Origin of the sequence: Anaerotignum lactatifermentans DSM 14214 (assembly GCF_900142265.1) — a bacterium.
GTDB lineage: Bacteria > Bacillota > Clostridia > Lachnospirales > Anaerotignaceae > Anaerotignum > Anaerotignum lactatifermentans.
Genome location: NZ_FRAH01000062.1, coordinates 1 through 21,229 on the forward strand (window position 1 = coordinate 1; position 21,229 = coordinate 21,229).

Sequence of the window (21,229 nt, forward strand, 5' to 3'; positions counted from 1 at the left end):
TTTCACACTCCTTTACAATCTGCCAAATCCATAAAAATGCTTCACCCAATAGGAATTCCCCAAGTTTGCATAGCCGATGGGATCGCCGCAATGCAGCATCTGGTTATCACCTACATAGATTCCGATATGTGTCACCGGTTTATTGGTTTGGTACGTGCCTGTAAAAAACACCAGATCTCCCGGCTTGACTTCGTCTTTTGACACCGGTGTACACTGGTTATAAATCTGCTGTGCTGTTGTTCTGGGCAAGTTATAGACTCCGGAATGGGTATATACCCAACATACAAAGCCGGAACAATCGAAGCTGGTTTCCGGAGTACTTCCGCCCCATTGGTAAGGAAAGCCGATATATTTCGTGGCTTCCTGCATCAACTGTGCGAATGTGGCATCGTTGAATGCTTCCCCAGGAATGCCTGTGATTTTGTCTGTCGCTGAGTATCCATACTTGATAAAGAGATATAGATTTCGGATTTCCACCTTTTCTGTTTCCGTAAACTCATAGGAAAGGTAGTCTTCCAGTTCCTCATAAATCTCGTCATCTTCTTTTTCACCCACAAAACAATCCACAAAGCCCGCATAGAATTCTTCATCAAAATCTGTCATATCCTTTGTAAAATAGAGAATATAAAAAAAGGACTTGACTTTGATATCGTCAAATCCTTCTTCTTCCAATGATTCTATTGTCTGATCCAATTCCTCAAAGGCATCCATCATTTCTTCCATGGCTTTGGAAAGTTCCGCATCAATATCCGTTGGAATAGGTCCGCCATCGAATACGATTCTTGCAACCTCCTGACTGAATCCTGCTTGTGTATTGAAGATAGAAACCATAACCAGCAGCGGTATCAGCATCACGATTACAATACCTGCCACGATACTTGCCAGCAGTGTCCGCACTCGTTTGTCTTCTGCCAGCTCCAACGCTTTCTTCGTCATAACGGCAACTGCCATAGGACTTGCCATTTGCCTCACCTTCTTTTATTTCTTAAAACATAACATCCATTTCGTCTTCTGGATTCATTTCCATAAACTCATCCATCGTACAGGTTTCTCCCAGATAATTGATGCCGTCTTTCAACGGATAGTATGCATCATCTTCCAAAGGAAACGGTTTTTTTGATAAAATGGTACCCCAGTGATTTATGGAAACAACCTTCTCCAGCGTAACTGGATCACCACTAAAGCCCTCTGACTCTCTGACATCATAGCAGTATAAATCAAAAGGCACCGTATCTCGATCAATACGTGCATTGGTAAAAATCACCACAACATTATCAATTTCTGCTAATTCAAAGTCTTCATCTCTTGCGTCTTTCATCATGTAAATCTCTCCCTTTTATGTTTTTTCTTTTTGATAGGTTTAGTGTTTTTCCTTTTTGATTTCTACTTGCCTCCAGCACTGCCAAACAAATCCTCTTTATACTGCGGTGCTTTTACTACCAGATGGTAAACTTCTGAGCCATGGCGGAACACACAGACACCTCTCAATGGGTTGCTGATCAGGTCGAATAAGCACTCATCCAGCCTGAGCATTTCCATATATTCCTTCTTTGAAATATTACCAGGATTAAATAAAAACTGATGCGTCGGAATGGCAAACATGGGTTTTGTCATTTCTCTCACATCAGCTCTGTTGAAGTCTTCGATATTCTGGCTGGCAATGATGACGGCACTGCCTTTTTTACGCACACGCTTCATGGCATTTCGGATGTATTCGATGGCAGTCATGTTTGTCAAAAACAGGTACAGCTCGTCAATAAATGCTGCCGTATTCCCTTTGGACAGCAGGGCATCAGACATAAAAGAAAGGACATTGAACAGCATAGCATTTCGTATCGCCGTATCCGCATCTGTAATGCCCTTTGTGCCAAAGCAGATAAATCGATTGCTTGTGATGTTGGTGTGTCCGTTAAAAAACTTGCTGTCAGCACCAATGCAGATGGATTTCAGTTTCAAACATAAATCCCTGACCGTTTCTCTGGTATAAATATTTCCCTTTCTTTCTTCATATTGGTTCAGTTCTTTTTCCACAAGGCGATATAAATCTGACAGCACAGGGTAGTCTGTGTGTTTTAATTCTGAAAAGTCAATATCCTCTGTAATGCCTTTGCTTTCGTACAGCTTTTCCAGAAATATCTCCAGCACATCGATTTCCGCACTGGTAAAGTCTTTGTAGGCACGAAAAAAATCACGAAGGAATGAGATATGTCTTGGCAGCACCGATCCGCTGTCTTCCTCCCAGCGTTTTGGTTCCAGCACGTTAATGATGTACTCTCCCTCCATCAAGTCGATATAACAGCCATCCATATTGACTGCCAAATCTTTGTACTCAAGTTCAGGATCAAGGCAGACGATATCCATTCCACTTTCTCTCATGTTGCAAAGGAGCAGTTTCATAAGATAGCTTTTGCCTTGTCCGCTATTGCCAAGTATCAAGACATTTGCATTGGTTTTATCGTCTGTCCTTCTTTGAAAGTCAATGAAAAGGTTGCTTCCATACTTATCATGCCCGATATAAAAGCCTTGCGGATCGGCTTTGCCCGAGTAGTTGAAGGGATAGAGATTGGCAGCACTGGTTGCTGGTATGACGCGCTCGAACTGCTCATGAAAGGCATTGTTTCCGCAGGGTTGTGTACTTTCAAAGCCTTCTTTCTGTCTTAGAAATAATTTATCTACAGATATCTTAGAGCGTGTCAGCTCCGCCTCCACTTCTGCCTGCATTTCTTTCAGCTTCTCCAGTGTTGGCGTAGATATTTCAATGAACACAGCACAATGCACCAATGGTTCTCTGTCCCTGTGCATCTGTGCAATCAAGTTCATAACATCGTTTAAGTTTGACTCTGCAATAATTTCCTTTTGTATATTGCCGGAAGAACGGTTCATTCTGTTCCTGCTGGCTGCGTTGGAAATGATTTTTCTTTCTTCCGCTGGTGTAACGTGTCTGGTATAAACTCTTAGTGTAACGCCGGAACGGTCGCCTAAATGCCTGAGCAGTGCCTGTTCTTCTGTGTCCGTTGGGTATTCACGCACCACCCATGTGCTTCTGAAACTGCTGCCGCAGATATAGTAATCAGGGTAGAACTTCAGCACAGAAGGTGCACACATATCCAAAAACTCTTTGATCCTGACCTGCTCTTTTTCTTCTTCCGTTTTGGGAATATAGGCTTTTGTTTTCTTTGTTCTGCTGATTTTCAACGGTATGCATCCCCCTTTACAAATCTCTCGCCGTCATAGTCATCAAAGTAAACTTGCGTGATGTTCTGGACGAAATAAACGGCATAGAGCCTTTTGATGTCCTCCTTACTTGCCTGGCGGTAGGAAAATCCTGCATCCTTCAACAGCTTCGTCATTCTGCTGATGCCTGTCTGCACTTCATTTGTTTCCGGATTATAGTTGCGAAAACGGAGGATAAACAAAAACTCTCTTGCAGAAGCTGTCTGTATCTGCACTCTGTCCAGATGGATCAGGTCTTTTTCCAATATCTCTCGCACCTTCGGGCTTTCTTCTTCTTCCAGACGCTCTTTGTAAAACATTTTGTTCTGATCGAAGTTTTCTCTGGAATTGATACAGGAAAACTCAATGGAATCCAGCCCTTTGATGACGCTGGACATCGCCATGATTTTTGTTTTTACTGCCGTTTCCGAAAGCACTGCAATGTTATCCGGCTGTACCAGAAAGTAGACCAGATACTCATTGCCGTATGTTTCCACGCCAAGTGCATCAATATTTCTGGCGCCTATTTCTTCTCTGGTAGATTTCTTCTTTCCAATTCTCATTCTTGTCATCGACAAACCTCCAATAAAAAATCTGTTGTGTTGTCACAAAAAACCGAAAGGCAAAACGGATATAGTCTGAGATATTCAGTTCGTTATCAATACGCAGTGTCAAAAAGGCGAACACTCCAACCATTACCCCCGGCACAATCCAGTCCAGAGCCGCCGCAAAGACGGCAGACAGCACCGCGCCTATGATGATGATCAGCATATCCCGCAGTGTCCAAAGGAACATGGTACTTTTGCCTTTCAGGTTTTCCGGATAGATATACATTGCTTCTCACCTGCCTTTTATGCCATCTCACAGTACTGTTCCGTTTCTCCAAACACCGCATCTTCGATATCTGCAATGGACAAATCTCTGCCTAAAACAGCAATGCCGTTCTCATAGGCAGTTTTGATTTCCTCACGCATTCCTTCCGAAATGATGCTGCCGCAAACCAAAAGTTCATCACACCTGCAAAGAAGTGCTTTCCCCATTTCCTGTCCCAGACTGCGTTCTTCCGGGACTTCATCGTCTAAAAACTGTGTGAAAACACAATGTGGTGCGATGGCACAGTTCCCTTTCATTGTTTCTTCTCTGGCGTATTCGTTCGCCTTTGCTATATTTTTTTCTGGTTCTCCCCTCAATGGTGAACAGATATATACCATTTTCATTTTGAAAACCTCCCTTACATTCCCATGTTCATACCCATATCTGTGTCTTGATTTATGTCTTCTTTCTGCTGTTCTTCCAACAATTCTTCTGGTGTGAGCTTTCGGAAACTGTCCTCACCGTATACCACACCAAGACCTCTGCCGTTATCCCAATCAGGAAATACCGTTCCCATATCATCCACGAACTTGACCGTTCCTCTTGTTCCATCAGGCACCGGATTATATGGATCATCCATATGAATTAATTGAATTCTTGTACCTGGTGGGAACAATTCTCTTGCTCTTTCCGCCATTCTTCTTCCTTTGTCTGCCCAATTCATAAAACTCATTCCTTTCATCTAACAAAATACAAAAAAGGACAGAACCATACATAGTTCTGTCCTTTATCGTAATTCATATTGCTATATCTACTGTTTTATTTTGCTTTCATTTTTTCTTCTAATTGTTCATACCAGCGAATGAATTCTTCGTCGCTTTCATTTTCTGCCAGCTCTGAACGATCAAAATCTTCTGGAAGTTCCAAGGTATAATCAATACCGTAAGTTTCTTCCATAAAACGATACATTTCTTCTAAACGTTCGTCTTCTTTTAACTTTATGTTTTGTTTTAAAGCGTCAAATAGTATTTCGTCATAAAAAAATGCGTCCTCCATCATGAATAAATTGTTTTCCAGAAATTCATACACATCTTCTCCCGGTTCATAGTCCAAATAACAATGACTTGGGCGAATCCACTGTTTGACCCATTTTTTCAGTTTTAAATCATCCGCATCTTCTGTAAAACTTCTGAAAAATTCAACAGCCGCATCGAAACATTCTTTTCCATAATCTTCCCATGGTATTTCGATAGGAGCACTTACGATAGTATAGTAAATCAGCTTCTCGCCATCACTAACAAAAAAACCTGTTTCTTCTACAAAAAAGTCATCTCCGTCATCTTCATAACTCATTTCAATTTTCAGATCTTTTTTGTGCATATTTTTCAGAAAATCTTTATACTCCTGTTCTGTCAAAGGTCCATGGGTTTTGATCCAGTCTATGGTCCATTCATGGAAAGATTCTAATGTTCCCGAAAAACCCCAACGTCCACAGCCAAAAAAAGAGGCACTCTTATTTTGTTCCGACAGGTTTCCACAATACTGAATCCCATATTGTCCATAAAAACTCCAGCTGTTTAAAACTGGCTGAAACAGAGCAATATCTTCTTCCTTCCAATCTCCTACTAATGTGAGTGTTCCATTTGCACTTGTGATATTTGCCATACTTTTTCCTCCTTTACTTTCTGATTGCTTATCTAAAGTATATCACGGAATCAAAGCATTGCAAACAAATATGATTATTCCATTCCTTTTGTTTTGTTCCTTCTTCTTTCATCTGCCTGCGATTCTTCCTACATTACGTGCCATATTGACTACGGAATTTACGGAATATACCGTACTCATTGCGTTGAAACGCATACTGGTATCCAATCCAAAGTTCTGTGCGATTCTCGGCACCTCTGTGCTGGAAAGCATCAATCCGATGCCAAGCAGCATATTTGCGTTATAAGTGACAAGTCCTGCAACCAGTACAATGGTCTGTAAAAACGCTGTCAGGCAGAGAGCTGCCACCTGTTTGCACCAGGATACGAATCCGTCGCTGTATCCTCTTGGCACACTGAACAGATAAAGACTGCCAGTTGCCATCATGACAAGAAGGATACCGCCTCGTTTTAAGTTTGCAAAAAACACTTTGATGACCGCATATCCAATCAGTATGACAAACACGATAGACACCACCACATTCGCACCAGGCGTTTCAAAGCTGCCCAGTACCATAGTGGCAATGGCACCAAGTTTTCCTGGTGAATCCGACATACCTGCAATGGCACCAATCAGTTCATTTGACAGATTAATGCAGAAGACATAAAGGTCGATAGGTACTACAGTAAACAGGCTGACGGCGAAAAAACCTTTGATGATATTTAACGCCAAGTCCTGAAAACTTCCTTTTCCTCTCTGTGCATCAATGGCTGTGTCAAACACAGCCACTACAATACCAACGATATACAACGCCCAGGCGAAATAATAAAAAAAGAGCAGGATTGCTTTGATCCAATCCAGCTCAAAAAGTTCCGCCCCCATCATATTGATCATACTGAAAAACTCACCGAAGAATGTGATCAATTTGCCGTAGATCCAGTCACAGAACTGATCCAGCACACCGTCTACGGCGAAGTCCAAGCCAAACATATTTTTCATCACCTTCGCTTTCTGTTATTCCATGTTCATACCACCTTCTATGTGTTCCTCTGAGATCTCCTGTTCCGTCTGCGGTATCAGTTCCAGCACATCTTCGTCTTGCTCCAAAATTTTACGCATGGTTTCAATCAGGTTTTCCATATGTTCCTGCCATTTGTTCCAGTTGGTTTCTTCAAACCAGCCGTTCCATTGATTGTCCTGCGTATTTTTTCTTGCGGATTCCAATGTTTTGGAAAGATACTCGCACATCTCTTTAACGGATTCCTTTTCCACAAGAAACGAAACCACTTTTTCAAAGGGGTTATTCGGGAGATACTCCCATTCGTCTATGGTACCATTTTGAAAGCTTTCCATCAGTTCCGCAATCAGCATTGTACTGCTGTGGAACTCTCCGTTTTCCGCAGCAGGCGGTCTGCACCATTCGTCTAATTTCAGCTGTTCCAACAATTCCTTTAAGCGCAGACAGCCGTCTTCCGGAATATGGTTTCTGATCCATTCCAAGACATCCAGACCTTCATCTGATTCAAATGCTTTTACACCCCAGCATCCCATCATCATTCCTCCTTTTTTCCATAAAAAAAGCCCTTATTCTATTTAGAATAAAGGCTCAATTCATATCTATTTTTCTAACTTCATTTCCATATTTCAACTGCCATTGTGTAATAAACAAATTCTATTTTTTCTCCTTGCTTGTAAGATGAGATTTCATTTCTTTGAGTTCTAAAATTTTTTGATATATTTTGAAATCTTCATCTTTAAATACATCAAATATAACCCTTTCAATCTTTTGACTGTTCTGCAAAAATTCAACAACGGTTTCTACAGCTATTTGTGCTGCTTCCTTATTGGGAAAAGCAAACTCTCCTGTTGAAATACAACAAAAAACAATACTTTTTAAACCTTTTCTTTCAGCCACTTCCAGACAAGACTGATAACACTTTTTCAAAAGGTCACATTCTTTTTGTGTCAGTTCTTCTTTTACAATAGGTCCTACTGTATGAATCACATATCGACTTGGAAGATTATATGCGGAAGTTATCACCGCTTGACCTGTCGGTTCTTCATAGTCTTCTCCATACTTTTTCCTCTGCACCTCCATATATTCCATACATTCTGCACGAAGCTGTATCCCAGCCGAAGAATGTATAGCATTATCGATACATTTATGACATGGAACAAAACACCCAAGCATTTGAGAGTTGGCAGCATTTACAATGGCATCAGCTTTTAATCTTGTAATATCCCCCTGCCAAAGGTAGATACGATCTGCAAAAGGAAACTGAACATTCAGCATTTCTTTCACCGTTGGCAAATCATTGGTTTTTACAATTCCTTTTTCCACTGCCTCCTCTTGTAAAAATTCATCCTGTATCTGAATAAATTCCTTAGATACAGGTTTTGGCATACGGATATTCATAAGAGAGCGCATCATCTGACGTTTTTGTTTATCTTTTACTATGGCATCTTTATATACAACAGAATCTTCGCATAAGTATTGAACCAAATAATCAAGCCGTTCTTTTTGATCCATATTTAACACTCCTTCAAAATTGACAATATCTCTTTGATATCTCCATCGATACATAATGACTTTCTTCTGATTTCTTCTGGTGCCCATGCCTCATTTAAATTGATACACACATAAAATGATTTTTTCCACTGGCTTGTCATTTCCCAGAATGGATACTTGATAATGACCGGTGTATTTCCACCCACACCCAGCTCCAGAAACAGTATCTTTTCGTTTTTATTTTTAGCCAAATAATGATGATATCTTTGTGCTGCTTCCTCCCAATTTTCATCCTCTACAAAATATTGGTCACAGCGAAGATTGACTTCTATATTTCCTCCACAGACAGGACATTTTGGTACGAGAGATGATGGAATTTTGCAGTCTGATTGCTCTTTTATCATTTCGCGCACGATTTTTGCATTATCATATAATTTTTTATGACAGGCTTTCGCACATTGAAAAAGACCATAATCCCCTTGTGTTACAAATATTCTTTCTGGATCAAAACCGCATAACTGAAATTGATGATCCACATTCGTAGTCAAGACAAAATAGTCTTTTCCACTTATTAATTCTAATAAATCTAAATATGGTTTTCCTTTTTCTACATCATACCTGTTCAAATAAATATGCTTGCTCCAATACGCCCACTTTTCTTCCTGTGTTGGAAATGGATAAAAACCAGCTGAGTACATATCTTTCAGCCCATATCGTTGAATGAAAGGTTCAAAATTCTCTTCAAATCTTTTGCCGTCATAAGTAAATCCAGCTGCTGTAGAAAGTCCGGAACCGGCACCAATGACAATATGTTCTGCAGAATCAATTCGTTCTTTCAAGGCATGAATTTTCTCATCCAATGTAAGATTTTGTTTTAATTTCCATTTGCTCATATTCACAGCCTCCTTTCAATGGCTCCAAAGGGACAAACATCGTAACAATTCCCACAGTGCAGACAGTTTTCCTGATGGATCATAACAGGTTTTTTGCTGATATCTATACATTTCTGCGGACAGTTAGCGTAACATATTTTACATCCACGACATTTATTTGTTACAAAATATCCCTTTTGGCTCGCTTTTCCATTGCCGATTGAAAATGTATCTCGAAAAATCGGCACAGAAGACAAATCGAAATACTCTCCCTTTCCTTCATAAAGCCAAAAAACCTCAAGTGCGGCTCTGCTTTTTTCTGTTGGATATATTTTTTCCATATATGAATTTTCTCTAAACACTTCATCCAAACGACTTTGTCCAATATTTTTAACTTTCCCCTGTACCGTAATGGATTTTTTGCTCAGAGAATCTTTGCTGTTTGTCATAGCGCTGATAGAAACATATTCCTTCGCCATCAACTGCCGATAAAATGCTTTTCCTTTGGCAGTAATAAAATAAATACCCGCTTCATCTGCAAGCATAATGTCAATCACCCTTGTGCAAGGCAGTCCGTTTTCATCGATAGTTGCAAAAACAGCAGAATGTATTTCATTTTTTAACATATTCAAGTAATCTATTGTTCTCATTTTTTCATCTCCATAAATTCGTTGACAGATTTTATCCCAATAGTATAATTAAGTATATACATCCAATTTGATACTATTGAATAAACATAAGAAATAAGGGACGTGATTTTATGACAAAAGAAGCACCCGAATGCCCAGTAGAAATGACACTGCAGCTTATCGGAAATAAGTGGAAAGTACTGATCATCCGCGATCTTCTGGAAGGAACAAAACGTTTTAATGAACTGATGCATTCTGTAACAGGGATTACACAGAAAGTTCTGACCAGCAATCTTCGTTCTATGGAAGAAGCAGGTCTTTTAACGAGAAAAGTATATCCCGAAGTTCCTCCAAGGGTAGAATACACACTTACAGAAACCGGCTATAGTTTAAAGCCTATTTTGGACTCCATGTTTATGTGGGGTACTGAATATAAAAAGAAATTTGTATAATTCAGAAAACACAGCAGTTAATTTTTCTGCTGTGTTTTATATTTTTCTCCCCATTCAGCCATTGTTAAAATCACTGGTTTCAAACTTTCCCCTAACTCTGTAGGCAAAATACCATTCTCACAAGTGATTAATCCGTTTTTCCATAAAGTATCCAAAGTTTTTTGATATGTTTTTTCTGACATTGCCGTCATTTTTTGTAATTCACTGCTTTCCAAAACGCCCAAGAGTATATATCCCAATAGAATGATACACTCTCTGTCTTTTAAAAACAGCAAGGTTGTTTCAACAGGGCATTTCGGTAAATTTTGATATTCCATATCATTCATTTCATTCCTCTTATATTTATAAGGGCAGCATAGTCACTATACTGCCCTTTCTTAGTATCAGCACTGGTATGTTCTTGGCGGATTCCCGGAAAAATCAGCAATGACTGCTTTTGCATCTTCCAGATAAAAAACTTCAAAAATGGGGTTATCCGCTGTTTTATACTGTCCTTTCACAATGGGATTAGCCATACAGCTTTCTTTGACTTCCATGTTGTTCTCAAATACCGCTTTGCCGCTGAGTCTGATCCAAGCATATTCAGGACTGGAAACCGAAATCTCAATATATGGATTTTCCTGCATATCTTTGTACACTTCTTTTGTATGGTTTGTACAGAACCATAATCTTCCATCTTTCTCAAAACAGAACATAAATGGTCTGCATTTTGCCTTTCCATCTCTGCCCACTGTAGCAAGATACTGTACTGGATTTGCCTGTAAAAATTCTACAACTTCTTTCATATTCTTTACCTCCTAAAGATTAAAATTAAAATTTACCGTTTTCATTTGCCCATGTGGAAGGATCTGCAATGGTTTCCATTACATCCCAGTGCTCAGCGATCTTACCGTCTTCAACTCTCCAAAGGTCATAATAGCTGGTCGGAGCACCGCCGAAAGTACCTTCACTAACTGCCAAAACATAATTGCCTTGTGCAAGAACCATGTGTGTTTCATCATAAATCATTTCGATTCCCTGTTCAGCAAGAGCTGCTAAGGCTTCATTTAATCCAGAAACACCATCTGCAATACCAGTGTTATGCTGAATGTAAGTATCAGCATCAAAGTACTCTGGAGTTTTTTCAAGATTATTCCCCTGCATTACATCATAAAGGAAGTTTTTCACGAGAGTTCTGTTCTCCTCCGTTTTATCCAAATCTTTCAACTCCATTGCACCATCGATCTGCGTATATCCGGAAGGATTTGGCTCAGCTAAGGAAGCAAGGTTATCCCAATGTTCCGCAATTTTTCCATTTTCGTCAAATCTGAAAATATCAAAAGCTACCTGTTCTCCAGCACCTGCAAAATTGTAAACTGTCTGCAGGAATACATAATCTCCATCTTCACAGGCACGAATATTATTTACCGTTGTTTCTTCTGGTGCGGAAGCAAGATAACGAACAGAATCTTTAAATGCCTTTCTTCCGGTGCCATATGCCAGATTGTGCTGAATATATCCTTCTGCCATTAATTCATCAGCCACAGTTGTATCTCCGCTTGCAAAGCTGTTAATCAAAGCAAGGGCTTTTTCTGTATGGCTCATTTCTGCTTCTTCGTTATTTCCTGTAACATACTGACTAATGAATTCTGTTGAAACCATCGTTCTGTTATTTACAATCGTTGTTTCTGCGTTTATTTCCTGACCATCAACGATCACTTTTCCACTTCCAACAGTAAAGCTGATTGTTTTTCCATCAACCTCAGCGGTTACACTTCTGTTCTGGCTATTCCATACTACTGTACCCCCCTCTATCTTCGACTGCTTTTCGAAATTCCACAGTGGTATCAGCAAGTGCTGTACTGGCAGTAAATGCACTGATTAGTGCGGCTGTTAAAATAACAGTGTTCTTTTTCATTTTCTTTTCCTCCTTAAAAATATTGCTGATTTTTTACATTTCTTTTTTCTTACAGGTTCATCATAATCGAAAGAAAAGAATAAGAAAAGTACGCACTTTCAAGTGCTATGGTTACCACGATGATACTATTGGACAGTTTCTAAAAGGATACCTTTTTGAGATTTCAACGATTTCAGAGCATTTGCACTCAAATAAAATTTTTTCATTATTTTTGTTAAATTCCAAGAATATTCCAGATATAAGTCGGTGCTGTAATAGCAAACACCAGACCAAAGAACAGGATTGTCACTGGTGCAAAATCAAATTCGCCATGTTTTTTGTAATCGAAATAACACATCGCGAGTTTGACAAAAAGCAAGATCGCCAGCACGCAATCCACCACTGGAAAGATAACGTTATTGGTTACGGTTTTGATCTGACCGGCTGCTGTTTTCCAAGTGCTTTCAATGGCTGTGGAAACCTGACCACTATCCGGTGCCGCAAATACTGGCGGTGCGAAGAAGATCACTGCTATAAGCACAACCATTGTCAGCAAAAATACCCTTTTCCATCTTACTGCCATTCTTCTTCTCTCCTTTCATAGAAAAGGGGCAGCCTGAAGACTGCCCCATATTTCTCAAAACTATTTTATTTACTCATTGCTTTTTTATCAATAACCTGTTTTGGGAAGCGTTACCGGCGGTGTATTCACAGTCCACACCGTTGTGTTCCAGCTGGTCTTTGCACTTTCCCATTCATTGCCGTATCTTCCTCCTACATCTGCTCTATTGACGATACGGTAATCTTTCGGCATATTCGGCATTACCTGACAGAATACAGACATATTTTCAAGCATCTTAAAACCAGGGCTTGCCTTCGGGAATTCCAGACGCACATCTGTTACATATTCCCCATTTGCCAAGCCAAGTACATTTGGATGGAGGCTATATTCATAGCTGTTCTTTGTCAGAAGATTTTCCGCAAGCACACGATAATCCCTGTAGTTCGTTTTATAAGTGATCTTATAATACATTCTTTCGGAATATGTCCCTGTGACGATCTTCAACGCTCTTGTGGCATCTGTTGGAATCCTGTCATGAATATAGAAGTTTTCCAAAGTGCCGGAGGAGCCGTTCTGCACTTCATAAATGTCATACTGGATGGTCTGTCCAGGAGATGCGGCGTTTGGTCCTTTTTTCTGAATGGTCAAGTTCAAAGAAATGCTGCTGTTCAGCACTTCAAATCTGACGATATCGCCGTTGTGCCTGATTTCTGCCAAAAGTGTTTTATCATTCAAAGCGTAATATCTTGGTGCGGATACTTCTTTGATGGTATAGACACCTACCGGCAATCCCTTAGACGCCGCAACACCATTGCTGCCAGAAGAAATCTTATCAACCAAATTTCCTGTGGTGTTATAGATTTCAAATACTGCACCAGACAATGGAGAACCGGCAGGAAGACCTGTCAGTTCATTGAACTCGGAAGAACGTTTTGTAATGACGATCTGACCGACTTCCGGTGTATTCTCCCACTCGATTTCTGTTGTTCTGCCTTTCTGCACATAGAATGTTTTCTCGCTGTTGTCAGAGATATATCCTTCTGCAGGTTCTAATTCTCTGAGTTTGTACTTGCCTTCTGGAAGTTCTTTTCTAATCCAGATATAGCCTTCGTCATCTGTTTCAAACTGACCGATTGGTTCATTGTCACTGTCATATAACAGGAACTTTACTCCTGGAATACCTTCTCCTGTAACAGAGTCGATTTTATGGATCAATACAGAAGACATTGGATCATTTTCCACTTTTAACGTTGTTCTCTTGCCGTCTTTGATTTCCACTTCTTTTGCTTCGCTGTCAAGTTTGTAGCCTTTGGCTTCTTTTGTTTCCTTTACCAAGTATGTGCCTTCTTCCAATCCTTCAATGACGATCAAGCCGGATTCATCTGTTTCATAGTATCCGATCTGCTCACCGTTGAATTTTGTCACAAGGAATTCTACACCCTCAATAGGATCGCCGGTCCTGCTGTTGGTTTTCTCAATGACCAAACCGGAATATGGCTGATTTTCCACTTCCAAAATGGTTTGTTTGCCGGATTTCACTTCTACCGTTTTCGGTTCTTTGTCCCAGTGATAACCTTCCAATCCTTCTGTTTCTGTTACAGTGTAGTAGCCATCTTCCAAATCAGAGATATAGACCATACCTTCTTTATCTGTTTTGAATGTGCCGATTTTCTCGCCATTCATTTTAGAAACTGAGAAGGATACACCTTCCAACGGTTCCCCTGTTTCGGAATCGGTTTTTACGATTTTGATACCTGAAAGCGGTTTGTTTTCAAATGTTACCACCGTTGGCACATTTGTTTTTACCTCAACGGTTTTTGGTGTTTCGTCCAGGATGTATCCTTCCGGTGCTTTTGTTTCTCTTACCACATACCAGTCTGGATCAAGTGTCGGAAGCAGAATGGTACCGGTATTATCTGTAGTGTACTCACCTACATGTTCCCCGTTTTGTTTCTCCACGAAGAACTTTGCACCTGGCAATGGTTCGCCTGTCACAGCGTCAATTTTCTTTACTACCAATGAAGTCATCTTTTTATTGGTGAACTCCAAGGTATAAGTTTTGCCATAATCCAGCGCGATGGTTTTGGACTGCTCCTCCAACACGTAGCCATCCGGCGCCTTTACTTCTTCTACGATATAACTATCCTTAGCGAGGTAGGAAATCGTAATAGAGCCATTGCTGTCTGTGGTAAATATGCCGTTATTTGTTCCTACAACAGCACCTTTTGATGTAGTTACTTTAAACTGTGCACCAGACAATGGATTACCATTATCGGCATCTTTCTTTAAAATCACGAGAGAGCACATAGGCTGGTTCTGGAAATGCACTTTGTATGTAGCACCATCTGTACCAATTTCAATGGTCTGCGGTTTTGTATCGCAGGCATATCCTTCTGGTGCAATGCGCTCTGTTACTACATAACTGCCTGGTTTCAGATTTGGAATCAGGATTTCGCCATCGCTGTTTGTAGTATACATACCGTTGCTGTTTCCAACCACCGTTCCATCACCTGTTGTTACTTGGAAAGTGGCATTGGATAATGGTTTATTGGTCAAGGCATCCACTTTTGTGATGAGCAGAGAGCCGTAAGGATAGTTTCGGAATACTACTTCCACAACAGATGTTCCGTCTGCTTTCATATTAACTGTCTGCATATCTGTTTCTGCGATGATGTAATTGTTTGGTGCTTTTGTTTCTCTGACCGCATAAGCACCTGCTTCCAATCCAGTGATAACGATAACACCGGAATGATCAGTTGTTGCCGTGCAGATCAGTTTGCCGTTTTGACCACTTGTTTCCCCTGTGATTCGAAATACTTCAAATGTTGCACCATCCAACATTTCCCCTGTGTTGGCATCTGCTTTCTTGATCACCAAACTGTTCAGAGGATAGTTTACGATACCGTCTACCACTTCGTAATCATTTCCACTTGTGATTTCAATACCTTCGGTCGTTGTACCGCCGTCTGCACCACCAGTGCCACCACCTGCGATATTATCATCCTTCAGATAAGAGTTATCGCCAGGGTTCAAATAAATACGTGTCACAGGGTTAGTCGGTTTCTGGTAGCCCTGTGCCGGAATGGTTTCTGTTACGATATACCAGCCAGGTTCTACATACGGCAGTTTGATTCTGCCATTTTCATCGGTCTTGAATGTACCGACTGTTGTAATTGCACCATCGTCTTCCTCATGCTCAATCTTGAATGTGGTGTTTGGAATACCCTTGTTGGTTGTATAATCTGTTTTCTCGATGATCAATGTAGGGTATTTGATGTTTTCAAACATTAGTGTTTTTTGATCGCCTGCTTCCAGTTTGACTCTTTGCGGTGTACTGTTCAAAATATAGGGTTTCGGCGTAGAAATCTCAGTGATTTCATATGTACCTGCTTTCAGCCCAGGAATCACAATCGTACCATTTTCATCGGTAGTCACTGTTGTGGGCTGTACGCTGGTATCATCCACTTCTTTGACTTCATACACAACCCCCGCAATCGGCTCTTTGGTCACAGAGTCGATTTTCTTGATGGTCAGCTCCGGCAATTTGATATTGTCTACCTTCACGATGATTTCACCATCGCCAGGTTTCGCAACGATCACTCTGTCAGGGCTTGTTTTATCAGAGAACATATATCCAGGAGGTGGATTCAGTTCTTTGACCACATAAGTGCCGGGTTTGATATAGCCAGATGTAAATTTACCGTTTTCGTCAGTCATACCTTCAACAACTGGACGTGCGGTGTCTGCCTGCTCATAAATAGCAAACTGCGCACCTGGCAATTTTTCGCCTGTTTCTTCATCGTATTTTTCAACGGTGATGCTGGGCATTTCAAGGTTTGCAAATAACAAGGACTTGCTATCACCTGCATTCAGTCTGATGTCCTGATGCTCACCTGTCAGCACATAAGGCTCTGGTACAAAGACTTCTGTTACGGTATAAACATCGGGATCAAGGTATCCAAGTTCGCCGCCTTCCATACCGACTGTTACTTTACCATCTGCACCTGTTGTTACGGTACCGATCAAAGTTCCATCGGATTTCTTGATTTCAAACTTGGTTCCTGGTACTGGATCACCTGTCTGTCCGTCGATCTTTTCGATGGTAAGCACAGGTTTTTTCAGATTTTTCATAACCACCTGAATATTCTTGTCTTTGCCAAGATATACGGTCTGAGGGCAATCACCCAATGCGTATCCTTCAGGTGCAGTTACTTCTGTGATTTTATATGTACCAACGGGTACATTTTTCAGTGTAGCAACACCATTTTCTGTTGTAACTGTGGTTGTGTAGCTGCCATCTACCTGTTCTACTTTGAAAGTAGCTGGATCAGTAATGACTTCGCCTGTCTGCTGGTCGATCTTGGTGATAGTCAAGCCTGGAAATTTACTATTCAAAAATTTTAATCCGGCAGCCTGTCCATTCCTTACAGTTACATACTGAGGTGTCTGATCCAAGATATATCCCTCTACTGTGGATACTTCTCTTACAAGATAAGTACCGTCAGGTACATCTTCCCAAATGATTTTCCCGTCTGCATCGGTTTTGCCTGTTGCTCTCCATGCACCTTTGCCGTCGATCTGTACGATTTCAAGCTGTACGCCGGGAATAGGTTCACCTGTTTCAGCATCTTCCTTTTCAGAAGTAACAATGTGTGGTGGATAATCACGGAATGTTGCTGTTGCTGTTTGATCCGGCTCTACTGTAATGACCAAAGTGGTTGGCTCAGTCAGCTGATATCTATTATTGGTAGAGCGTTCTACTACCGTATAGGTACCAGACTCCGTAATATTCGGTTCCCAAATACCAGATTCATCTGTGGTACCTGTATCAATTAAATGCCCCTGTGCATTATAACAATCAAATGTTACACCTGCCAAAGGGGTTGCATTATCTGTGGCATCCAGCTTGATGACTTTTAGTTTACCATCACCGGGTTCATCCGTTTCAGTAGACTTACCAATTACCATTTTGGCATTAATAGTAATGGGCTGATTCGGCATCCCGATTTCCATATCCTGCACTTTGCCATCCAGTCCATTCAAAGGCTTGCCGATCAAGATAACATTGGAATACAGATTTGCCGAAATCTTTACATTTGCTTCCACACTGCCACCAACAGGGACAGAAGTCTTGGGAATACGAATCGCAAATGTTTCATCACCTTTGAACTGTGTTTTTTCGATGCCGTCTTCACCTGTAATGATTGTTCCAACTGGATAATCACCAGTCAATTCGACCTTATACTTTGTGATTTTCTTTCCAGAATTACTTGTTTCCTTTACCTGAAAACGCTGTACAAAGTAGTTTCCTTCTTCCACTGGTTCTTCATCCACCTTAATCGTACCGTATACTGCTGCTTTTACTGGTTCAGGATTATTCAATGCTAGATCAACCAGTTTGTCAAATAATTTTTTTACGTTCGGATTACTAGGACAATCCCACGCATCTTTATTTGTATAATTTGACACACCAATCACACACCAAATGGCTGCCTTTGTAGCAGCATAGGCTTCTTCTTCACTGTTTACACCTAATTCCTGATACGTCTTATATGGAATACTGTTATTGATGATGGCGGCAACTTTTTCATTTGTTTCTGCACCAGCCACATTCAAATCATACTTTCCAGCAAAGTATTCTCCAGGACCAGCCTTATTGGGATCAACACAAAATGCTGGATTTTTATTACCATCCGCATCGTACCACCATGCGGAGGAATGAAGCACTTTTTTTCCGCCATACAGCATATCATTAATATCCTTGCCTTTAACAACAGTAATTTTGGTGATATCACTGCCTTCTTCTGCAGCGCGAACCGTTGACAAGGAGATTGTTGGAATAGCAATAAGCATCGCCAGCAAAAAAGCAATGATTCTTCTTGTTTTACACATTTGGTTTCCCTCCTTATTGATTTTTGGCATTAAAAAAAGAGATACAATTGATTTTTGTATCTCTTTTTTGCCTGCTCTATTCACTTCTATTTGTTACCTTGCAAATATCTGTACCCAGTAACTGCCATATTCGCTGTCTTTATCATACAGGTATGCAACACCTGTATAAGTATATTCGGGATTTAGATAATTTTCTCTATGACCATCCGATTCCGTCCAATTATCTACAGCCCATTTGGGTGTATTGGCAAAGCCTGTGATATTCTCACCGATGTAGCTTCCTTCAAACCCTGCTTCATTTGCGGCTGTTTTTGCCTTTCTTCCGTCAGGGCGTGTATGAGAGAAGTTTGTTACAATTTCTTTTACCCTTACATCTGCTGCTTCCATTAAAGCATCATTCATTTGAAGCTTATTTAACCCATTCTTTTCACGTTCTTGATTGATACGGTCAATAACTTCTTTAGCGAACTCATTACGCTTTGCATTTTGTTCTACAGCATACTGTTCTGCTCTCTGGAGCTGTTCTTCCTCAAATGTAAGGGAATCCGTTTTTTCTTTTTCCGGTTCTGTAGATTCAGCAGTTCCTTCTGCATATCTATCAACGTAATCTAACAGTTCCTTATAGTAGGCAAATTGTTCTGCTGGTTTAGTTTTGATTTCTACTGTTTGGGTGGCACTATTCCAGACAACATCGGCGTGAAGTCCTTCTGCGATATCTCTGACACCCAGTAGTGTTCTGCCATTCTGTACCACTGGTGTGGCTTTTAATTTTTCTTCTTCTGCGTAATATCCAGAATTGCCTACAAGAATAGAGTTGGTTTCCATCGTGATGTTCGTAAGATAAATGAAGTTTCTTCCCAAATCTTTACCGACATCCACATTTTTTTGAATCATAATGTGGTGTTCATCTTGAAAAACTCCGTCAACCAAGGTATTTCCCGGATATGTTTCAAAGGTGACTTCCCATCCCATTTTCTCAGCCACATCTCTTACAGGAACCATCACTCTGTTATCAATATTCACTGGCTGCTGATCCTCAAAATTGACCTTTTCCCCATCAACTGTAACTGTGATCTGGTCAGCAGCGAAAGCACTTGGTGCTGTACCTAATACCATTGTGGCTGCCAATATGGCTGCTAATTGTTTTTTCATATTTTTCACACTCCTTTTTCTTTTTCACTGCATTTTGAATCAATTGGAAACCGTATCTCTGTCAAAGTCTTTCTATATTTATTTCGCCTCCTTTCCCTTGTTTTCCTTTCAATATCATTTATATTGGAAAAGCATTTACACTGCAAGCAAAAGATTATTTCTGCACTGCCTGCACGCAAAGACGCTGACTGCCAATATTTTCTACGCAGGTGATCAATGTCAGGCGGTTGTCACTGGTGTATTGGAGTTTTGACCAGTCCGTATCGGCAATCTTTGTAATGGATCTTACCACATAGGTTCTTGTGCCAAGTTTTGTGGTATAGGTCATTTCATCGCCAATATCCAGTTTTTTCAGTTTTCCAAAGTAGTCATTGGTACCTCTGTTATGCCCTACCAAACCGATATTTCCATTCCAGCAGGAAGTAGAAGCCAAATGTCCCACACCTTTTTTCATGGCTGTGAAGGTATCGCCGTCATAGGCGGTTACCGTCAGCCCAATTTCTGGAATCTTCAATACGCCAATGCTCCCATCACTGTTTCGTACCTGCTCAATGGTTGTTAAGGGATACTGCAAAACTTCGTCATATACCTGTTCCGGAATCTCATTTGTCACATAGCCGTCTGAGGAAATATTCGCTGTATAGCTTCCACTGGTACCGCCGCCGTAGGCTGCACCTGTAATCAGACTGCTTGGGCTTTGGGTGTAAGGATTGATTGGTGCATTCACTGGTGCATATGTGGTATTGTTAATAGATGGCGCATTTGGCTCCACTACATTGGCACCATACTCTGAATCATAGACTGTCTGCGGTGATACATCATAAATATCCCTGAGATAATCCGGTATCTCCCCTTGGATGTTGATATTGGATTTTCCCACAATAACAAACTCCTCTTGATTCTCTGTTTTGTAATTGTAACTTAAATCTGAGTCAAGAGCATAAGCTGGCACGCAGAAGCCAATAGTAGAAAATAAAAACAAAAGCAACATCGTTTTCATTTTATTCCGCATCCAACACACCTCCCAAATCCAGTTCAAATCGATATTCTCCTTTTTTCTCATTGACTCTGTGCTTGACTGTCATGTCTTTATAGGTCACACTGATATTCCTGCCGAAAAGTGCCTTTGTTGTTTTCTTGTCCAGCACAAACTGGAATACATTGCTTTGGATCAAGTCCTCAAACTCATTCAAATCAATCACAGGCTGCTTTGGATTGACATTTTGTCTTCCGATGCAGATATACTCTTTGTCAATGAGATTATACACATCAGCCCCTTGCCTGTTTTTCAGATAAAGCAGAAGCATGGCAATGGCACAGCCCAAAAGCAGTACTGCAATAATACCTGTTACTACTTTTAATACTGGCGGCATTCCATTTTCCATCAGTTTTCCTGCGTAAGTAATGGTAAAGGTTGCCGTATCTGCCGTTGTCTTTGTTACATTGCCTTTGTACCTTGCTGTGGATACATAGCCCGTAGGCACCTGCGAGCTGAATGTTTTTGAATAAGTAGCTACTGCCTTATACTCTGTGGGTACCAAAGTATCTCCGGCAAGGGATGTTCCCATAACGGTCCAGCTGACATTGGTCAAGGGCAATGTATATCCATCTTTTA

Annotated in this window: 23 protein-coding genes; 1 reads left to right on the top strand and 22 read right to left on the bottom strand. The window is 40.6% G+C overall.

Translation table 11 applies throughout. From position 1 onward, the window contains the following. Nucleotides 1-12: 12 nt before the first annotated feature. From BUB35_RS13990 to BUB35_RS14050, 13 genes are all read right to left on the bottom strand, one after another. The gene (locus tag BUB35_RS13990; protein WP_072852754.1) at nt 13-963 is read right to left on the bottom strand and encodes a C40 family peptidase; all 951 of its coding nucleotides are present in this window, start codon (nt 961-963) and stop codon (nt 13-15) included. Between the two features lie 22 nt (nt 964-985). Continuing rightward, nucleotides 986-1,321, bottom strand: coding sequence for an LPD28 domain-containing protein (locus BUB35_RS13995; RefSeq protein WP_072852756.1), 336 nt, complete (start codon nt 1,319-1,321; stop codon nt 986-988). A gap of 62 nt (nt 1,322-1,383) precedes the next feature. After that, entirely contained in the window at nt 1,384-3,195 is a 1,812-nt protein-coding gene (locus BUB35_RS14000; protein ID WP_072852759.1) for a VirB4 family type IV secretion system protein, read from the bottom strand. Continuing rightward, nucleotides 3,192-3,785, bottom strand: coding sequence for a hypothetical protein (locus tag BUB35_RS14005; RefSeq protein WP_072852761.1), 594 nt, complete (start codon nt 3,783-3,785; stop codon nt 3,192-3,194). Before BUB35_RS14005 ends, BUB35_RS14000 begins: the two co-directional genes overlap by 4 nt. Further along, complete coding sequence (locus tag BUB35_RS14010) at nt 3,721-4,047, bottom strand: hypothetical protein (RefSeq protein WP_072852763.1); 327 nt, start codon at nt 4,045-4,047, stop codon at nt 3,721-3,723. The genes BUB35_RS14005 and BUB35_RS14010 overlap by 65 nt, the downstream gene beginning before the upstream one ends. A 17-nt stretch (nt 4,048-4,064) precedes the next feature. Further along, nucleotides 4,065-4,430 carry a DUF7768 domain-containing protein gene (locus BUB35_RS14015; RefSeq protein WP_072852765.1) on the bottom strand — a complete coding sequence of 122 codons (366 nt, stop codon included), beginning with the start codon at nt 4,428-4,430 and terminating at the stop codon, nt 4,065-4,067. 14 nt (nt 4,431-4,444) lie between these two features. Next, nucleotides 4,445-4,750, bottom strand: a complete 306-nt coding sequence (locus BUB35_RS14020; RefSeq protein ID WP_072852766.1) for a DUF4314 domain-containing protein — start codon at nt 4,748-4,750, stop codon at nt 4,445-4,447. Nucleotides 4,751-4,845: 95 nt separating this feature from the next. Beyond that, on the bottom strand, nt 4,846-5,691 hold the full coding sequence (locus BUB35_RS14025) for a hypothetical protein (RefSeq protein ID WP_072852768.1): 846 nt from the start codon (nt 5,689-5,691) through the stop codon (nt 4,846-4,848). 108 nt (nt 5,692-5,799) lie between these two features. Beyond that, nucleotides 5,800-6,660, bottom strand: coding sequence for a conjugal transfer protein TrbL family protein (locus tag BUB35_RS14030; protein WP_022254131.1), 861 nt, complete (start codon nt 6,658-6,660; stop codon nt 5,800-5,802). Between the two features lie 24 nt (nt 6,661-6,684). Beyond that, nucleotides 6,685-7,221, bottom strand: a complete 537-nt coding sequence (locus BUB35_RS14035; protein ID WP_072852770.1) for a DUF4259 domain-containing protein — start codon at nt 7,219-7,221, stop codon at nt 6,685-6,687. A 121-nt stretch (nt 7,222-7,342) separates the two neighbouring features. Next, a complete protein-coding gene (locus BUB35_RS14040; RefSeq protein WP_072852772.1) occupies nt 7,343-8,200 on the bottom strand; it encodes a protein-ADP-ribose hydrolase in 858 nt (285 codons plus the stop codon). Between the two features lie 2 nt (nt 8,201-8,202). Further along, complete coding sequence (locus BUB35_RS14045; RefSeq protein ID WP_072852775.1) at nt 8,203-9,072, bottom strand: SIR2 family NAD-dependent protein deacylase; 870 nt, start codon at nt 9,070-9,072, stop codon at nt 8,203-8,205. A gap of 2 nt (nt 9,073-9,074) precedes the next feature. Continuing rightward, nucleotides 9,075-9,701 carry a 4Fe-4S binding protein gene (locus BUB35_RS14050; protein WP_072852777.1) on the bottom strand — a complete coding sequence of 209 codons (627 nt, stop codon included), beginning with the start codon at nt 9,699-9,701 and terminating at the stop codon, nt 9,075-9,077. Between the two features lie 110 nt (nt 9,702-9,811). Here BUB35_RS14050 and BUB35_RS14055 point away from each other — a divergent pair, with 110 nt between their 5' ends. Beyond that, entirely contained in the window at nt 9,812-10,132 is a 321-nt protein-coding gene (locus tag BUB35_RS14055; RefSeq protein ID WP_072852779.1) for a winged helix-turn-helix transcriptional regulator, read from the top strand. A 17-nt stretch (nt 10,133-10,149) separates the two neighbouring features. On the opposite strand, the gene BUB35_RS14060 is transcribed toward BUB35_RS14055, so the two are convergent. From BUB35_RS14060 to BUB35_RS14100, 9 genes are all read right to left on the bottom strand, one after another. Continuing rightward, complete coding sequence (locus BUB35_RS14060; RefSeq protein WP_072852781.1) at nt 10,150-10,458, bottom strand: winged helix-turn-helix transcriptional regulator; 309 nt, start codon at nt 10,456-10,458, stop codon at nt 10,150-10,152. Nucleotides 10,459-10,515: 57 nt separating this feature from the next. Beyond that, entirely contained in the window at nt 10,516-10,917 is a 402-nt protein-coding gene (locus BUB35_RS14065; RefSeq protein WP_072852783.1) for a pyridoxamine 5'-phosphate oxidase family protein, read from the bottom strand. A gap of 25 nt (nt 10,918-10,942) precedes the next feature. Beyond that, nucleotides 10,943-11,959, bottom strand: coding sequence for a nuclear transport factor 2 family protein (locus BUB35_RS14070; protein ID WP_242949267.1), 1,017 nt, complete (start codon nt 11,957-11,959; stop codon nt 10,943-10,945). Continuing rightward, complete coding sequence (locus BUB35_RS19810) at nt 11,898-12,029, bottom strand: hypothetical protein (RefSeq protein WP_276326393.1); 132 nt, start codon at nt 12,027-12,029, stop codon at nt 11,898-11,900. Before BUB35_RS19810 ends, BUB35_RS14070 begins: the two co-directional genes overlap by 62 nt. A gap of 214 nt (nt 12,030-12,243) precedes the next feature. Beyond that, nucleotides 12,244-12,591: a DUF3852 domain-containing protein gene (locus BUB35_RS14080; RefSeq protein WP_072852785.1), complete on the bottom strand. Its 348-nt coding sequence runs from the start codon at nt 12,589-12,591 to the stop codon at nt 12,244-12,246. Nucleotides 12,592-12,678: 87 nt separating this feature from the next. Continuing rightward, a complete protein-coding gene (locus BUB35_RS14085; RefSeq protein ID WP_072852787.1) occupies nt 12,679-18,462 on the bottom strand; it encodes a SpaA isopeptide-forming pilin-related protein in 5,784 nt (1,927 codons plus the stop codon). 93 nt (nt 18,463-18,555) lie between these two features. Next, complete coding sequence (locus BUB35_RS14090) at nt 18,556-19,614, bottom strand: stalk domain-containing protein (RefSeq protein ID WP_072852789.1); 1,059 nt, start codon at nt 19,612-19,614, stop codon at nt 18,556-18,558. Between the two features lie 154 nt (nt 19,615-19,768). Further along, on the bottom strand, nt 19,769-20,494 hold the full coding sequence (locus BUB35_RS14095) for a class D sortase (protein WP_242949266.1): 726 nt from the start codon (nt 20,492-20,494) through the stop codon (nt 19,769-19,771). 121 nt (nt 20,495-20,615) lie between these two features. Continuing rightward, nucleotides 20,616-21,229: hypothetical protein (locus BUB35_RS14100; RefSeq protein ID WP_330391224.1), on the bottom strand; the 614-nt coding region annotated here is incomplete at its 5' end.

Coding starts and splice junctions, on each gene's coding strand:
- BUB35_RS13990 (WP_072852754.1), bottom strand. CDS start 963: ATGGCAAGTCCTATGGCAGTTGCCGTTATGACGAAGAAAGCGTTGGAG.
- BUB35_RS13995 (WP_072852756.1), bottom strand. CDS start 1,321: ATGATGAAAGACGCAAGAGATGAAGACTTTGAATTAGCAGAAATTGAT.
- BUB35_RS14005 (WP_072852761.1), bottom strand. CDS start 3,785: ATGACAAGAATGAGAATTGGAAAGAAGAAATCTACCAGAGAAGAAATA.
- BUB35_RS14010 (WP_072852763.1), bottom strand. CDS start 4,047: ATGTATATCTATCCGGAAAACCTGAAAGGCAAAAGTACCATGTTCCTT.
- BUB35_RS14015 (WP_072852765.1), bottom strand. CDS start 4,430: ATGAAAATGGTATATATCTGTTCACCATTGAGGGGAGAACCAGAAAAA.
- BUB35_RS14020 (WP_072852766.1), bottom strand. CDS start 4,750: ATGAATTGGGCAGACAAAGGAAGAAGAATGGCGGAAAGAGCAAGAGAA.
- BUB35_RS14025 (WP_072852768.1), bottom strand. CDS start 5,691: ATGGCAAATATCACAAGTGCAAATGGAACACTCACATTAGTAGGAGAT.
- BUB35_RS14030 (WP_022254131.1), bottom strand. CDS start 6,660: ATGTTTGGCTTGGACTTCGCCGTAGACGGTGTGCTGGATCAGTTCTGT.
- BUB35_RS14035 (WP_072852770.1), bottom strand. CDS start 7,221: ATGGGATGCTGGGGTGTAAAAGCATTTGAATCAGATGAAGGTCTGGAT.
- BUB35_RS14040 (WP_072852772.1), bottom strand. CDS start 8,200: ATGGATCAAAAAGAACGGCTTGATTATTTGGTTCAATACTTATGCGAA.
- BUB35_RS14045 (WP_072852775.1), bottom strand. CDS start 9,072: ATGAGCAAATGGAAATTAAAACAAAATCTTACATTGGATGAGAAAATT.
- BUB35_RS14050 (WP_072852777.1), bottom strand. CDS start 9,701: ATGAGAACAATAGATTACTTGAATATGTTAAAAAATGAAATACATTCT.
- BUB35_RS14055 (WP_072852779.1), top strand. CDS start 9,812: ATGACAAAAGAAGCACCCGAATGCCCAGTAGAAATGACACTGCAGCTT.
- BUB35_RS14060 (WP_072852781.1), bottom strand. CDS start 10,458: ATGAATGATATGGAATATCAAAATTTACCGAAATGCCCTGTTGAAACA.
- BUB35_RS14065 (WP_072852783.1), bottom strand. CDS start 10,917: ATGAAAGAAGTTGTAGAATTTTTACAGGCAAATCCAGTACAGTATCTT.
- BUB35_RS19810 (WP_276326393.1), bottom strand. CDS start 12,029: ATGAAAAAGAACACTGTTATTTTAACAGCCGCACTAATCAGTGCATTT.
- BUB35_RS14080 (WP_072852785.1), bottom strand. CDS start 12,591: ATGGCAGTAAGATGGAAAAGGGTATTTTTGCTGACAATGGTTGTGCTT.
- BUB35_RS14085 (WP_072852787.1), bottom strand. CDS start 18,462: ATGTGTAAAACAAGAAGAATCATTGCTTTTTTGCTGGCGATGCTTATT.
- BUB35_RS14090 (WP_072852789.1), bottom strand. CDS start 19,614: ATGAAAAAACAATTAGCAGCCATATTGGCAGCCACAATGGTATTAGGT.